17 protein-coding genes are annotated in these 13473 nt (G+C 75.2%); 1 reads left to right on the top strand and 16 read right to left on the bottom strand.

Annotated features, from left to right (window positions below; translation table 11 throughout):
• Positions 1–15: 15 nt before the first annotated feature.
• From DSM104329_RS13630 to DSM104329_RS28885, 5 genes are all read right to left on the bottom strand, one after another.
• On the bottom strand, positions 16–573 hold the full coding sequence (locus DSM104329_RS13630; RefSeq protein WP_259315988.1) for a cell division protein SepF: 558 nt from the start codon (positions 571–573) through the stop codon (positions 16–18).
• 37 nt (positions 574–610) lie between these two features.
• Positions 611–1255: a YggS family pyridoxal phosphate enzyme gene (locus tag DSM104329_RS13625; RefSeq protein WP_259315987.1), complete on the bottom strand. Its 645-nt coding sequence runs from the start codon at positions 1253–1255 to the stop codon at positions 611–613.
• The gene (locus tag DSM104329_RS13620; RefSeq protein WP_259315986.1) at positions 1243–1950 is read right to left on the bottom strand and encodes a polyphenol oxidase family protein; all 708 of its coding nucleotides are present in this window, start codon (positions 1948–1950) and stop codon (positions 1243–1245) included. The genes DSM104329_RS13625 and DSM104329_RS13620 overlap by 13 nt, the downstream gene beginning before the upstream one ends.
• A 2-nt stretch (positions 1951–1952) precedes the next feature.
• Positions 1953–2951: a hypothetical protein gene (locus DSM104329_RS13615; protein WP_259315985.1), complete on the bottom strand. Its 999-nt coding sequence runs from the start codon at positions 2949–2951 to the stop codon at positions 1953–1955.
• A gap of 77 nt (positions 2952–3028) precedes the next feature.
• The gene (locus DSM104329_RS28885) at positions 3029–4198 is read right to left on the bottom strand and encodes a CCA tRNA nucleotidyltransferase (RefSeq protein WP_268738868.1); all 1170 of its coding nucleotides are present in this window, start codon (positions 4196–4198) and stop codon (positions 3029–3031) included.
• Positions 4199–4219: 21 nt separating this feature from the next.
• Here DSM104329_RS28885 and DSM104329_RS13600 point away from each other — a divergent pair, with 21 nt between their 5' ends.
• Positions 4220–4771, top strand: coding sequence for a class IV adenylate cyclase (locus DSM104329_RS13600; RefSeq protein ID WP_259315983.1), 552 nt, complete (start codon positions 4220–4222; stop codon positions 4769–4771).
• Here DSM104329_RS13600 and DSM104329_RS13595 read toward each other — a convergent pair.
• The 11 genes from DSM104329_RS13595 to DSM104329_RS13545 all read right to left on the bottom strand — a co-directional run bounded on the left by DSM104329_RS13595 (position 4731) and on the right by DSM104329_RS13545 (position 13443).
• Positions 4731–5153: a hypothetical protein gene (locus tag DSM104329_RS13595; RefSeq protein WP_259315982.1), complete on the bottom strand. Its 423-nt coding sequence runs from the start codon at positions 5151–5153 to the stop codon at positions 4731–4733. The two genes, DSM104329_RS13600 and DSM104329_RS13595, sit on opposite strands and share 41 nt — an antisense overlap.
• On the bottom strand, positions 5150–5920 hold the full coding sequence (gene hisF, locus DSM104329_RS13590; protein WP_259315981.1) for an imidazole glycerol phosphate synthase subunit HisF: 771 nt from the start codon (positions 5918–5920) through the stop codon (positions 5150–5152). Before hisF ends, DSM104329_RS13595 begins: the two co-directional genes overlap by 4 nt.
• A 131-nt stretch (positions 5921–6051) precedes the next feature.
• Entirely contained in the window at positions 6052–6912 is an 861-nt protein-coding gene (locus DSM104329_RS13585; RefSeq protein WP_259315980.1) for a sulfurtransferase, read from the bottom strand.
• A gap of 48 nt (positions 6913–6960) precedes the next feature.
• The gene (locus tag DSM104329_RS13580) at positions 6961–7662 is read right to left on the bottom strand and encodes an N-acetylmannosamine-6-phosphate 2-epimerase (RefSeq protein ID WP_259315979.1); all 702 of its coding nucleotides are present in this window, start codon (positions 7660–7662) and stop codon (positions 6961–6963) included.
• The gene (locus tag DSM104329_RS13575) at positions 7650–8585 is read right to left on the bottom strand and encodes an N-acetylglucosamine kinase (RefSeq protein ID WP_259315978.1); all 936 of its coding nucleotides are present in this window, start codon (positions 8583–8585) and stop codon (positions 7650–7652) included. The genes DSM104329_RS13580 and DSM104329_RS13575 overlap by 13 nt, the downstream gene beginning before the upstream one ends.
• A 7-nt stretch (positions 8586–8592) precedes the next feature.
• Complete coding sequence (gene hisA, locus DSM104329_RS13570) at positions 8593–9378, bottom strand: 1-(5-phosphoribosyl)-5-[(5-phosphoribosylamino)methylideneamino]imidazole-4-carboxamide isomerase (protein WP_259315977.1); 786 nt, start codon at positions 9376–9378, stop codon at positions 8593–8595.
• Positions 9378–10010, bottom strand: coding sequence for an imidazole glycerol phosphate synthase subunit HisH (gene hisH, locus DSM104329_RS13565; protein ID WP_259315976.1), 633 nt, complete (start codon positions 10008–10010; stop codon positions 9378–9380). The genes hisA and hisH overlap by 1 nt, the downstream gene beginning before the upstream one ends.
• Positions 10007–10606: an imidazoleglycerol-phosphate dehydratase HisB gene (gene hisB / locus DSM104329_RS13560; protein ID WP_259315975.1), complete on the bottom strand. Its 600-nt coding sequence runs from the start codon at positions 10604–10606 to the stop codon at positions 10007–10009. Before hisB ends, hisH begins: the two co-directional genes overlap by 4 nt.
• Entirely contained in the window at positions 10603–11898 is a 1296-nt protein-coding gene (hisD, locus tag DSM104329_RS13555) for a histidinol dehydrogenase (RefSeq protein WP_259315974.1), read from the bottom strand. The genes hisB and hisD overlap by 4 nt, the downstream gene beginning before the upstream one ends.
• Positions 11888–12520, bottom strand: a complete 633-nt coding sequence (hisG, locus tag DSM104329_RS13550) for an ATP phosphoribosyltransferase (protein ID WP_259315973.1) — start codon at positions 12518–12520, stop codon at positions 11888–11890. The genes hisD and hisG overlap by 11 nt, the downstream gene beginning before the upstream one ends.
• Complete coding sequence (locus tag DSM104329_RS13545; protein ID WP_259315972.1) at positions 12517–13443, bottom strand: ATP phosphoribosyltransferase regulatory subunit; 927 nt, start codon at positions 13441–13443, stop codon at positions 12517–12519. The genes hisG and DSM104329_RS13545 overlap by 4 nt, the downstream gene beginning before the upstream one ends.
• Positions 13444–13473 lie beyond the last annotated feature (30 nt).

The following is a 13473-nucleotide window of genomic DNA, read 5'->3' as shown; positions in this document are numbered from 1 at the left end:
CACCAGGAACCGGCCTTAGCTCTGGTTGAAGAAGCCCTTCTCGATCAGCCGGGCCCGCTCCTCCGCGGAGATCTCGACGTTGCGCGGCGTCAGCATGAACACCTTGTCGGCGATCCGCTGCATGCCGCCGTCGAGCGCGTAGGTCAGCCCGCTGGCGAAGTCGATGAGGCGCTTGGAGAGGTCGACGTCGACGCCTTGGAGGTTCAGGATGACGGGGATCGAGTCCTTGAACTTGTCGGCGACCTGCTGGGCGTCGTTGAACGACTTCGGCACGACGAGGTGCACGCGGACGTCGCTGGAGCGCCCGTTGCCGCCGCGACCCGTGCCGACCGGGCGCAGGACCGTCGTCGGGCGCCCGCCGGGCTCGTCGTCGGCGAAGATGTCGTCGAAGTCGTCGCGCCGGCGGCGGCTGCTGCTCAGCCGGCGCACGTTCGCGCGCTCGCGCGGGCGCTCCTCGGGCTCCTCGTCGGGGGCGCGCGGGTCGGGCTCGTCGTCGTCGTATGCGCGCGGGTCGCGCTCCTCGGCCAAGCCGAAGTAGACGAGCGCGCTATGCCAGGAGTCTCGGAAGGCCATCGGGTCCTGCCTTTCTCTGCCGCAGGCGAAAACCCTGCTAACCCCGATTGTAGAGCCGCGAACCCACCCTGACGATCGTTGCCCCCTCCTGGGCGGCGACCGCGTAGTCCTGCGTCGTGCCCATCGAGAGCTCCCGCAGCCCGTGGCGCTCGGCCAGCTCGCGCAGGGCGGCGAACCAGCGCCGGCTGTCCTCAGGCTCGCGGGCCAGCGGCGGCATGGTCATGAGCCCGACGACCGCATACGGCCCGCCCGCCCCGCGCTCGAGGAAGGCGGGCAGGTCGCCGGGGTCGACGCCGGCCTTGCCCTCCTCGCGGGCGATGTTCACCTGCACGAGAACCTGCGTCTCCGGGGTCCCGTGACGGTCGAGCTGCTCGAGCGCCGACTCGCTGCCGACCGAGTGCACGTAGCGCACCAGCGGCAGGATCTGCTTGACCTTGCGGCTCTGCAGCTGGCCGATGAAGTCCCACGTCAGCTCGGGGGCGGCGGCCTGCTTGGCCACGAGATCCTGGGCGCGGTTCTCGCCGCACAGCGTCACGCCGGCCTCGGCGAGGACGCCCATCTCCTCGAGCGCGACGTACTTCGTCGCCGCGAGGACCTGGACGCCCTCGCCCACCTCGGACCGCACGGCAGCGAGGTTCTCGCGCACGACGTCGGGCTCGAGCCCGGTGATCAGCTGCGCCATGCCACCCCCGCCTGGCGGCCCGTGCGCTCTCCGTCGCGCCGGTGCGAGAAGAACAGCCGCGGCTCGCAGAAGGTGCAGAGGTCGCAGTCCTCGATCGCCTGCACCCCGGCCGCCTGCAGTTCTCGGCGGGCGATGAGCTTGAGGTCCAGGTTGCGGCGGCGGCGGGCGGCGGGGTGCGCGGGGAACGCCGCGCGGACCTCGTCGCCGACCTCGAAGCAGCACACGCCGATCGCCGGGCCGATCGCCGCGGTCACCGGGCCGTCGCCGAGCGCCCGCAGACCGTTGCGCAGCACGCCGCCCGCGAGGCCGCGCCAGCCCGCGTGGACCATGGCGACGGCATGCGGCGTGGCGAGCGCGACCGGCAGGCAGTCCGCCACCAGCACGGTGGCGGCCACGTCCATGCGGGTGGTGACCTGCGCGTCGGCCTCGAGGCGCGGGTCGTCGTCGGTGGCGACGTCGGCGCCGTGGACCTGCCGGGCGATGCGCAGGGTCCGCTCGCCGGCGGCCTGCGCGAGTCGGGCGCGGTTGGCCGCGACGTGCTCCGCCGTGTCGCCACCGCTGTCGCCGGGCGCGGTCCGCCCCAGGTGCAGCGACGCGAACGGCCCCTCCGACACGCCGCCGCGCCGCGTCGTGAACAGCGCCCGCGCGCCGTGCGGCAGGTCCGCGGCCAGGTGATCGCCGTCCCAGTGGAACATCGCTAGACCAGCAGCGGCAGGTCGGGAACCGGCGCGCGCTGCGCGTACTCGAAGTGCGCTCGGCGGTCGGCGACGAGGGTCTGGCGCAGCATCCAGCCGCGGCGGCCCGAGGCGGCGCGGTCGAAGACGGACAGGTGCGCGCTGGCCACCTCGGTGTTGTAGCAGTGGGCGAGGTCGCCGTCGGGATCCTGGTAGGTCACGCCGGCCAGCAGGTCCCGGCGCGCATCGACGGTGCCGACGACCCGGCGGTGGCCGTCGAGCACCTCGAACCGCCAGCCCGTCAGGCCGATCGCGCTGCGGTTGGCGAGCACGCGGCGCGGCGAGCGGGAGCCGAAGTCCTCGCCCAGGAAGCGGCCGACGACCGGCGTGCTCGGCCCCACCTCGCGTCCGAGCCTGGGCACGTAGACCGACACGCCGTCGAGGAACGTGTCGCGGACCGGCGCGCCGTGCTCGTCGGTGAGGTCGCCGGCGTGCGCCCAGGCCCAACGCTCCGCGTGCTTGGAGCCCCAGAGGTGCGCCTGGCCGCCGCGGGCGCCGTCGATGGCGACGTCCCGCCCACCGGGGAGGGTGATCGAGCCGTGGACGAGCACGTCGCCGTGCGGCAGCGTCAGGACCGTCTTGGCGATCCGCGCCCGGCGCAGGACCGGATGGACATGCTCGTACGGGCGTCCGGGCGCCCAGCGCAGGTCCCAGGCGACGTCCTCGAAGGCGCCGCGCGTGCCGCGGTCGTCGAGCGTGGCCCCGGCGACGCACAGGGCGAACGGTTGCGCGGCCGCGGTCAGCTCGCCGATCGGATACGTCGCCTTGCGACCGGTCAGCTCGCCGGTCGCCGGGTCCATCGCCAGGAACCACAGCGAGCACGTGGCCTCGCCGGCGAGCGGAGCGACCATGGTCAGGCGGATCCAGGCGCCCACCCCGCCGGCCGGGTCGGTCAGCGTCAGGTACCAGACCTCGTAGTGGCCGGCGGACCCGTCCCAGCGCATGGCGTTCAGCGAGGCCACTGCGGCGCCAGCGTAGCCGCCGGGCGCGAGTTGCGCTTTGCGTCCGACAGGTGGACGAAAAGCGCAACTCGACGAACTCACGCCCCCAGCGCGGCGGCCAGCTCGGCGTCGCGGCCTGGCGGGATCGCGCCGTCCAGGCGCGCGGCGAGGGCGCGCTCGAGCGCCGTCCGGACCGCCGGACCCTCGGCCACGCCGGCCGCCATCACGTCGCGACCGTCGATCTCGAGGCGCACGTGGCGCTGCTCTTCCAGCCACCGCCGCGCGACCGCTTCCGGCCCCAACGCCCCGGCGAGCGCGACCGCCTCCACCGGGCGTCCCCGCACCGCGGCCGCCACGCCCGACGGGCGCTTGGCCCGCTCGAGCGCCCGCGCCAGTTCGCTCGCGCCCTGCGCCGTGTCGTGCGCCCGGCGCCGCGCCGGCCGCGAGTCGTCGAACCACTGGACGTCACGCGCCGCGCGCCTGCCGTCGCCGATCGCCCCGCTCGCGGCGAGCACCACGTCGGCCCGCCCGTCCGGCGGGAGGAGCGCGAGCGCCGCGCGCGCCGGCACCGGGTCGACCGCCGGCGCGCCGCTGCCGACCCAGTCGTGCGCGGCGGCGAGCAGCCCGGCGGGGTCGTCCTCGCCGAGCATCAGGCGCAGCTCGTTGGCGAGCCGGTCGCGGCTGACCGTCAGCAGGGCGCCGGACGCGACCGCCGTCCGGGCCAGCGTCGCGGTCTCCTCGTCGATGGCGAGCCCGAGGCGCTGCGCGTAGCGCACCATCCGGTAGATCCGGGTGGGATCGTCGAGGAACGACCGCTCGTGCAGGACCCGCAGCCGACGCGCGTCGAGATCGTCCGCCGCGCCGGGGACCGTGATCGTGCGCCCGTCGTCCAGCGCGACCGCGATCGCGTTGATCGTGAAGTCCCGCCGGCGCAGGTCCTCCTCGATGCCTGCGCCGAGCTCGACGTCCGGCAGCGCGCCCGGCTCGGCGTACGTCTCCGTCCGCGCGCCCGCCACGTTGATCCGCCCGCCCTCGACCAGCACCTCCGCCGTGCCGAACCGCTCGTGGCGCTCGACCACCTCCCCGAGCGCCTCGGCGACCGCCAGCGCGTCGCCCTCGACCACCACGTCGAGGTCGCGCACGGGCGCGCCGAGCCGGGCGTCGCGGACCGCGCCGCCGACCAGCCACAACGGTGATCCGGGATGGGCCCGGGCGAACGCGCGGAGCGTCTGCAGTCCGGGCACGCCGGCGAGGCGCTCGAGCGTCATACGCGCCATCCTGCCGCAGTGATGCGACGCAACGTCGAGTGGAAGGCGCGCCTGCGCGACCCGGACGCCGCGCTCGGCGCCGCGTGGGCCGCCGGAGCAGAGGACGAGGCGACGCTGCATCAGCGCGACACGTACTTCCACGCGGTGATGGGGCGCCTGAAGCTGCGCGAGCAGCCGCCGGCGCTCGCCGAGCTCATCCAGTACGACCGGATGGACCGCGCCGGGCCCCGGACCAGCGCCTACCGGATCGTCGAGGTGCTCGACCCGGCGCCGCTGCGCGAGGCGCTCGGCGCCGCGCTCGGCATCCGCGCGGTCGTCGAGAAGGAGCGGCGCGTGCTGCTGCACGCCGGGACGCGCATCCACCTCGATGCGGTGGACGGGCTCGGCACCTTCGCGGAGGTCGAGGCGGTCGTGGCCGACGGCGAGCGTCTCGAGGACGCGCACGCGCGCGCCGAGCGGTGGCGCGCGCTCCTCGGAGTCGCCGACGAGGACCTGCTGGCGGTCTCCTACGTGGATCTGATGGAGCGGACGGTCAGCCGCCGCGGCCCGACATCAGGTCGCTCAGGGCGCTGAGGATGCGGCTCAGCCGGTCCGGGACGTTCTCGGCCCCGTCGACGTACACCACCGTGCGGCCGCGGTAGCTGATCCGGTACTCGAACGCGTCGGCGACCACGCCGCGCGGCCGGTAGCTGCCCCGCAGGCTCGCGAAGTCCGACCCGCGCAGCACCCGGCGCACCTCGCGGGTGGCCGCGGGACGCAGCGGGCGGTGCCGGCCGTCGCGGCCGGTGTACGTGCCGGCGCCCCCGACGCGGACGACCAAGTGGTCGTCGACGCCCGCGAAGCCGCCGGTGCGGTCGGCCTCGATCAGCGTGCGGGCCGACGCGTGGCCCGCCCCCGCCCCGGCGAGCGCGAGCCCGACGGCGACGAGCGCGGCGATCCCGGCCGGGCGCCTCATGCCGCCGCCAGGTGCCGCACGGGCAGGCCCGCAGCGAGCAGGGCCTCCTTGGTCTCCGCGATCGAGAACCGGCCGAAGTGGAAGATCGAAGCGGCCAGGGCGGCGTCGGCACCGGCCTGCAGCGCGTCGGCGAGGTGCTGCGGGGCGCCGGCGCCGCCGGAGGCGATGACGGGCACGCCGACCGCCTCGCTGACCGCGCGCGTCAGATCGAGGTCGTAGCCGTCGTTCGTCCCGTCGCGGTCCATCGAGGTCAGCAGGATCTCCCCCGCGCCGCGCTCGACGCCCTCGCGCGCCCACGCGACGACGTCGCGGCCCGTCGGGGTGCGCCCGCCGGCCACATGGACCTCCCAGCCCTCGCCGCCCGTCCGCCGGCGGGCGTCGATGGCGAGCACGACGCACTGGTCGCCGAACACGCGCGACATCTCGGAGACGAGCTCGGGCCGCGCGACCGCCGCGGAGTTCACCGACACCTTGTCGGCCCCGGCGTCGAGCACGGCCTGCGCGTCGGCCGCGCTGCGGATCCCCCCGCCGATCGTGAACGGGACGAAGACCTCGTCGGCGGTGCGGCGCGCGAGCTCGACGATCGTGTCGCGCTTCTCGTGCGTGGCGGTGATGTCGAGGAAGATCAGCTCGTCGGCACCCTCGCGGTCGTAGAGGGCGGCGAGCTCCACGGGATCGCCCGCGTCGCGCAGGTCGAGGAACCGCGTGCCCTTGACGACGCGACCGGCGTCGACGTCCAGGCAGGGGATCACGCGCTTGAGATGCACGCGCTCAGCCTAACGAGCGTGACCGCTTCGCTCCCGGCCTCGGCACCTGGGTCCGGGTGTGACCGCTTCGCTCCCGGCCTCACACCTTCGCTCCAAGGGTGCGTAGGTGACCGCTCCGGTGTTCGGCCACGTTAGGTCGCGACGGCCCGGGACGGGTCCGACGTCCAGTCGTTCATCGAACCGTCGTACACCGCCACGTCGTCGCGTCCCAGCCGGGCCAGCGCGAGCGCCCCCACGCAGGCCGCGATCCCGCCGCCGCAATACGTGATCGCCTTGCGATGGCGGTGCAGCGCCCCGATCGGGTGGAAGTGCTCGCGCAGCTCGTGCTCGGCCAGCATGCGGCCGGTCTTGGGGTCCACGAGCAGGGTGAACGACACGTTGTGCGTGCCCGGGATGTGGCCGGCCGCGTAGGTCTGCGGCGCCAGAGTGTTGATGACGACCACGTCCTCGTCGTCGAGGGCCGCCGCCACCTCGTCGGCGTCGGCCAGCAGCTCGGGCCGGCGCCGCGCATGGAACTGGGCCGGCGGATAGGCGGACGGCTCGGTCGTCGTGGGCCGCCCCTCGGCCTTCCACAGCCCGAGCCCGCCGTCGAGCACCGCCACGTCGTCGAAGCCCTCCAGGCGCAGGTGCCACCAGAGGCGCGGCGCCCAGAGCTGGTAGTGCTCGGGGTCGCGCTCGGGATCGAACTGGTCGTAGACCACGACGTACGTGCCGTCCCCGACGCCGAGCTCGCCGATGCGCCGGGCGAAGTGGTCGGACTCCGGCACGGTGAACGGCAGCGATGCGCCGGGCGCCGCGAGGTCCCCGAGCAGGTCGGCGAACGCCGCCCCGGGGATGTGCTCCTGCTCGTAGCTCTCGCGGCCGGGCCGCAGCTCGACCGCGCCGTCCGCGGGCAGCCGCAGGTGCGCGGTGGCGTCGAGGACGCGCAGGCGGGGATCATCGAGGCGGGCCTCGAGCCAGGCTCCGTCGACGACGAGGGGCAGGTCGGACATTTGGTCGGCTCCCGGGGTGGCGTGCGCGAGCGCGAACGGTAGCGCCGGTCAGCCCGCCCGGCCCGGCGCCGCCGCGGCGAACCGCCGGGTCAGCTCCGTCGGATCGGTGATCGCCGTCCCGACCGCCACGGCGAACGCGCCGACCGCGAACGCGTCGGCCACCTGCTGCTGCGTCGAGTAGCGGCCCTGCGCGATGACGGGGACGGACGAGCGCGACGCCAGGCCCGCGAGCATCTCGAGGTCGGGCTCGGTCGGCACCGGCGCCGAACCCGGCGCCGTGTAGCCGGCGAGCGTCGTGGCGACGAGATCCGCACCCTCCTCCGCCGCGGCCTGCCCCGCCCCGATGTCGTCGACGTCCGCGACGAGGGCGATGCCGGGCCCCACCGCGGCGCGCAGGCGCCGCAGGAAGCTCGCCGCGCCCTCGCCGGCGGCGCGCGGCCGCGCCGTCGCGTCGAACGCGACGAGGTCGGCCCCCGCCTCGCACACCGCGATCGCGTCGTGCACCTCGGGGGTGATCGTGACCGCCGACCCCGGGATCGCCCGCCGCCGCAGCCCGATGATGGGCACCGACACCGCCGGCCGGATCGCCGCCACCGCGTCCGGTCCGTCGACGCGCAGAGCCGCCGCACCCCCGCGCTCTGCCGCCACCGCGATCGCCGCCACGTGCGCCGGACCCGCGAGCGGGCTGCCGGCCGGTGCCGAGATCGACACGATGAGCCCGCCGCGCAGGCGCTCGATCACCCCCGCCACAGCAACCCCCGCACCGGTCCGGGCGCGTCCGACCCGGCCAGCTCGATCGCCCCGTCGAGTGACGTCCCGGCCGCCGCGACCACCCGCGCATCAGGCCAGCGCGCCGCCAGGCCCGCGCGGAACGGCGCGTCGAGCAGGTCGCCGGCGCCCCACAGGTTGCCCAGCCGGACCACGTCGACCTCCGAGCCCTCGGCGAACGTCCGCTCGCAGGCGGCGGCCACCGACCTGGCCAGTCCGTCGCCCGCCCGCGCCCAGATAGCGATGGCCACCGGGTCGCCGTCGCGGGCCGCCGCCGCCACGTCCGGCGCGAAGCTCGCCACCGCCCGCGACGGCGGCTCCTCCTGGCGCAGCACCGCGGCGGGCAGCGTCTGCACCGGCCCCCACCGCCCCTCGGCCGCCGTTCGCAGCGCCGCAGATCCGCCCTCGCGCCCGTCGAAGGCGCGCATCGCGGCGCGCAGGCCGGCCCGGCCTACGGCGAAGCCGCTGCCGTCGTCGCCGAGCAGGGCTCCCCAGCCGTCGACCCGGGCCCAGCCCGCCGCACCGTCGTGCGCGAGCACCACGACGCCCGTGCCGGCGGCGACCACCACCCCCGGCCGTGCCCCGCCGAGCGCGCCGATCAGCGACGTCACCCCGTCAGACGCAAGCGCCACCCTCGCACCCGGCCCGGCGACCTCGCGCAGTCGCGCCGCGATGTGCACCAGGTCGGGCGCCGACGCCAGCTCGAACCCGGACATCCCGACGCCCACCGCGTCGACGCCGTCCTGCCCGACCACCGATGCGAGCGCGACGAGCAGCGCATCCGCCACGCGGTCGGGCGTGACGTCGCCCTCCATGCGCGGCACGCCGGCGACCACCGGTCCGGGCGCAGCGTCCTCCAACGCGGCCCGCACTCCGGTCTGCCCGGCGTCGATGCCCGCGATCATCCCCCGCCTACGGCTCGTTCCCGGCCGATGCGTGGTCCGTCTCGTCCTCCGGCGAGGCCGGCGCCCGCCGCTCGTCGAGGACCTCGAGGGCCTCCTCGACGGTGAAGCGATGCTCGTAGAGCGCCTTGCCGACGATCACGCCGGCGAGGTTCACCTGGCGCAGGCTCATGAGCCCCTCGAGGTCGGCGAGCGACCCGATCCCGCCCGAGATCAGGAAGCGCCCGCGCACGATCGAGGCGACCCACGCGACCTCCTCCAGGTCGATGCCCTCGAGCATCCCGTCCTTGTCGACGTTCGTGTAGACGAACTGGCGCACGCCGCGGTCCTGCAGGCGGCGGATCGCGTCGTCGGCCGGCATCTGCGTCGTCTCCTGCCAGCCGGCCGACGACACCTTGCCGCCGCGGACGTCGACGCTGACGACCACGCGCTCGCCCCAGGCCGAGAGCGTCTCGTCGAGGAAGTCCACGTCGCGGAACGCCGCCGTGCCGAGCACGATCCGCTGGGCGCCCGCGCGCAGCGCGGCGCGCACCGCGGCGAGGTCGCGCAGGCCGCCGCCGTACTGCACGGGCACCTGCAGCTCGCGAGCGATGCGCTCGAGGTGGTGCAGGTTCTCCGGCGCGCCCTGCTTGGCGCCGTCGAGGTCGACGACGTGCAGGTAGCGCGCCCCCTGCCGCACCCAGGCGCGGGCGGCGTCGAGCGGGTCGTCGTCGTAGACGGTCTTCGCGTCGAAGTCCCCCTTGACGAGCCGCACGGCCTTGCCTTCGGAGATGTCGATCGCGGGATACAGGCGCATCAGGCGGCCACCCGGTCGCAGAGGCGGGCGAAGTTGCGCAGCAGCGCCAGGCCGTGCGTCGACGACTTCTCGGGATGGAACTGCGCACCGAACACGTTGTCGCGCGCGACGACGGAGGCGAACTCGCTGCCGTAGTCGCTGATGCCGAGCACGTCGGCCTGGTCGGACGGATGCGGGACGTACGTGTGCACGTGGTAGAAGGTCGACGGGTCGGGCAGGCCGTCGAGCAACGGCGACTCGCGCACCCAGCGCACCTCGTTCCAGCCGATGTGCGGCAGCTTCCGGCCCTGGCTGTCGAGCCGCCGGACGCTGCCGCGCAGCAGGCCGAGCCCGGTCGCGCCGCCGTGCTCCTCCGAGCTCTCGAACAGGAGCTGCATGCCCATGCACGAGCCGAAGAACGGCATGCCGCCGCGCGCGCAGTCGAGCAGCACGTCCTCGAGGTCGAGCTCGCGCAGGGTGCGCATCGCGGCCGGGAAGGCGCCGACCCCGGGCAGCAGCAGCCCATCGGCGGCGCGCAGGTCGCCGGGCTCGCGGCTGATGAGCGCGCGCGCGCCGACGTGCTCGAGCGCCTTCTCGACCGAGCGCCGGTTGCCCATGCCGTAGTCGACGATGGCGATCGTCGCCCCGGTCACAGGACGCCCTTCGTGGACGGCACGCCGGTCTCGGTCGGGTCGATCGCCACGGCCTCGCGCAGCGCACGCGCGAACGCCTTGAACAGCGCCTCGATCACGTGGTGCGCGTTCGTCCCCGCCTCGACGGTGAGGTGGATCGTGAGCTTCGCCTGGTTGGACAACGCGCGGAAGAACTCCTCGGCGAGCTCGTGCTCGAAGCCGCCCGTCACTCCCGGCGTCAGCTCCGGCGCCTCGAACAGGACGTACGGGCGCCCGGAGACGTCGATCGCGCATGCCGCGCGCGCCTCGTCCATCGGGACGACGGCATGGCCGTAGCGCGTGATGCCCGACCGGTCGCCGAGCGCCTGGTCGAGCGCCTGGCCGAGCACGATCCCCGTGTCCTCGACGGTGTGATGGGCGCCGGTCTCGAGGTCGCCGTCGACCTGCACCGTGAGGTCCAGGCGGCCGTGGCGCGCGAGGAGGTCGAGCATGTGGTCGAAGAAGCCGACGCCCGTGCTCCGTTCCCCCGCGCCCGCGCCGTCGAGACCGAGCGTCAGACGGACGTCGGTCTCCTTCGTCCGGCGGGCGATCTCGCTCGTGCGGGTCGTTGTCGTCATACGCGCGTTCCATTCTGTCGAGCTTCCATCGACTCCGCGTGCACGGTGAACCCCTCGGCGCGGGCCACGGGCGCGCCCGCGCGCGCGAGGGCGGCCGCGCTGGCGCCGAGATGGACCTCGCTCATGCGCCGGCGGAAGTGGCGTGGCGACAGCCCCGAGGCGAAGCGCGCGGCGCCGCCGGTGGGCAGCACGTGGTTGGAGCCCGCGACGTAGTCGGTGAACGCGGTGCCGCTCGCGGAGCCGACGAGCAGCGTGCCCGCGCAGCGCACCGCGCCGGCGCGGGCCTCGGCCCGCTGGCCGACGAGCTGCATGTGCTCGGGCGCGAACGCGTTCGCGAAGGCGAGCGCGTCGTCCATGTGCGGCGCGGCGACGACCGCCAGCGGCGCGAACGCGACGGTCGAGCGCTCCGCCGCGAGCGCGGCCGCCTGCTCGGTGACGGCCCGCAGCGTCGGCGCGTCGTCCGACGTGAGCACGACGAGCGAGCCCGGCCCGTGCTCGGCCTGTCCGAGCAGGTCGAGCGCGACGACCCGCGCGTCCACCCCGGCATCGGCCACGACGAGCAGGTCCGACGGACCGGCGAACCCGTCGATCCCGACCGCGGCGCACGCCTGCACCTTGGCCTCCTGGACCCACAGGTTGCCCGGGCCCACGATCACGTCCACGCGGGTGACCGTCTCCGTCCCGTACGCGAGTGCGGCGACTGCCTGGGCGCCGCCCATGCGGTAGACCTCGTCGACCCCGCACAGCGCGCACGCGCCGAGCACGACCGGGTTGACGTCGCCGGTCGGACCGGGCGGCGTGCAGACGACGACCTCGTCGACGCCGGCGACCCGCGCCGTGACCGCGCCCATCACGACCGTCGAGGGGTACGGCGCGCGCCCGCCCGGGACGTAGACGGCGGCGCGGCGCACGGGCAGCTCGCGGACGAGGACCCGCTGGCCCTGCGGCAGGAGGATCTCGGCGTCGTCGCCGAGGCTCGCGCCCGCGACGGCGGCGACGTTCGCCATCGCCACCTCGAGGCCGGCGCGGACGTCGGAGCGCAGCTGCGCGGCCGCCACGTCGAGCTCGTGCGCGGCGACGCGCAACGGTGCCGGCTCGGTGCCCCGCGTGTCGTGCTCGCGCGTGAGGTCGAGGACCGCGGCGTCGCCCTCGCCACGGACCCGGGCGATGATCGCGGCCACCCCGCCGGCGACGGAGGCCGGCTCCGGCGCGAGCGCGCGCACCGCCGCCGCGACGGCCGCGGCCTCCCCCGCGCCGCCGCCCTCGGTCAGCGCGAAGCGCTCAACCTGCACGCAGGGCCTCCACGACCGCGTCGATCTCCCGCGCGCGCAGCTTGTGGGACACCGGGTTGGCGATCAGGCGCGCGGTCGACGAGGCGATCTCCTCGCGGATGACCAGGCCGTTCTCGCGCAGCGTGGTGCCGGTGGCGGTGAGGTCGACGATCGCCTCGACGAGGCCGGTCAGCGGCGCCAGCTCGACCGACCCCTTGACCTCCACGATCTCGGCCTGGCGCCCCGTGTCCTCGAAGTAGCGCGCGGCGATCCGCGGGTATTTCGTCGCGACCCGCATCACGCCGAGCCGACGCAGCGCCTCGACCGCGGGATCGTCGCCCGCGCGTGACGCGAGCACCATCTGGCACCCGCCGAAGGCGAGGTCGAGCAGCTCGTAGACGTGGCGGCCGGCCTGCTCCATGAGCACGTCCTTGCCGCAGATGCCGATGTCGGCGGCGCCGGCCTCGACGTAGGTCGGCACGTCGGAGGGGCGCATCGTGACGATGCCCACCGACTCGAAGAGCAGCTTGCGGTCGTTCGCGCGCACCTCGGACGTGTCGACGCCGAGGCGGTCGAGCAGGTCGAGCGTGCCGGGCATCAGCGCACCGCGCGGCACGGCGATCGTCAGGTTCAGCGGCGTCATGCGCCCGCCAGGGCCTCGTGCAGGCCGTCGATACTGAGCGCGAAGCCGACCGCGGGGAGCGGCCGGCCGAACCGGCCGAGCAGCTCGTCGTAGCGGCCGCCGCCCCCGAGCGGCTGACCGAGCCCGGGCGCGTAGACCTCGAAGATCGAGCCCGTGTAGTAGCCGAGGTCGCGCGCGAGGCCAAGGTCGATGATCACCCGGTCGCGCACGGGCGCCGAGAGCAGCTCGATCGCCTCGCCGAGCAGCGACCCCGCCTGGCCCGGGACCTCGTCGAGCACCGCCGGGCCGCCGCGCAGGAGCGGCACGCGGGCGATGCGCTCGTCGAGGCCGAGCCGCGCGAGCTCGCGCTCGAGGCCCACGAAGTCGCGTGTGACGAGCTCGTGGAGGACCGCCTCGCGGTCGCCGTCGGAGACACCGGCCTGGTCGAGCAGCGCCGGCACGATCGACGCCGACCCGAGGCCGATGCGGTAGTCGCGCATCCCGACCGCGTCGAGCGCCCGGCAGAGCACCTCGAGGACCTCGGCGGTCCCCGCCGGCGCCGGCGAGCCGATGAGCTCGACCCCCGCCTGGCGCAGCTCGCGCATCTGGCCGCGGTGCGGGCGCACCTGCCGGTACGCGTTGGCGATGTAGCAGAAGCGGTACGGCGGATCGCTCGCCGCGTAGCGGGTCGCGGCGACCCGCGCGATCGGGATCGTCATGTCCGTGCGCAGCCCGAGCACGTTGCCGTGGTCGTCGAGCACCCGGTAGGCCGGCGGCCCCGACTCCCCCCGCGCGAGCACCGACTCGAACTCGAGCGCCGGCGTGGCGATCTGCCCGTAGCCGGCGTCGTCGAACACGCCGAGCAGCGCGTTCTCGATCGCGCGCAGCTCGCGCATCTCGTCGGGCAGGACGTCGCGTGTCCCGCTGGGGATCGGGTGCATCATCGGCGTCGAGAGCGTAGCCGGGTGACCGCC

It is taken from the genome of Capillimicrobium parvum (assembly GCF_021172045.1).
Classification (GTDB): domain Bacteria; phylum Actinomycetota; class Thermoleophilia; order Solirubrobacterales; family Solirubrobacteraceae; genus Capillimicrobium; species Capillimicrobium parvum.
Note: the sequence above shows the minus strand (reverse complement) of the source record. Positions and strands in the feature narration are given on the sequence as shown.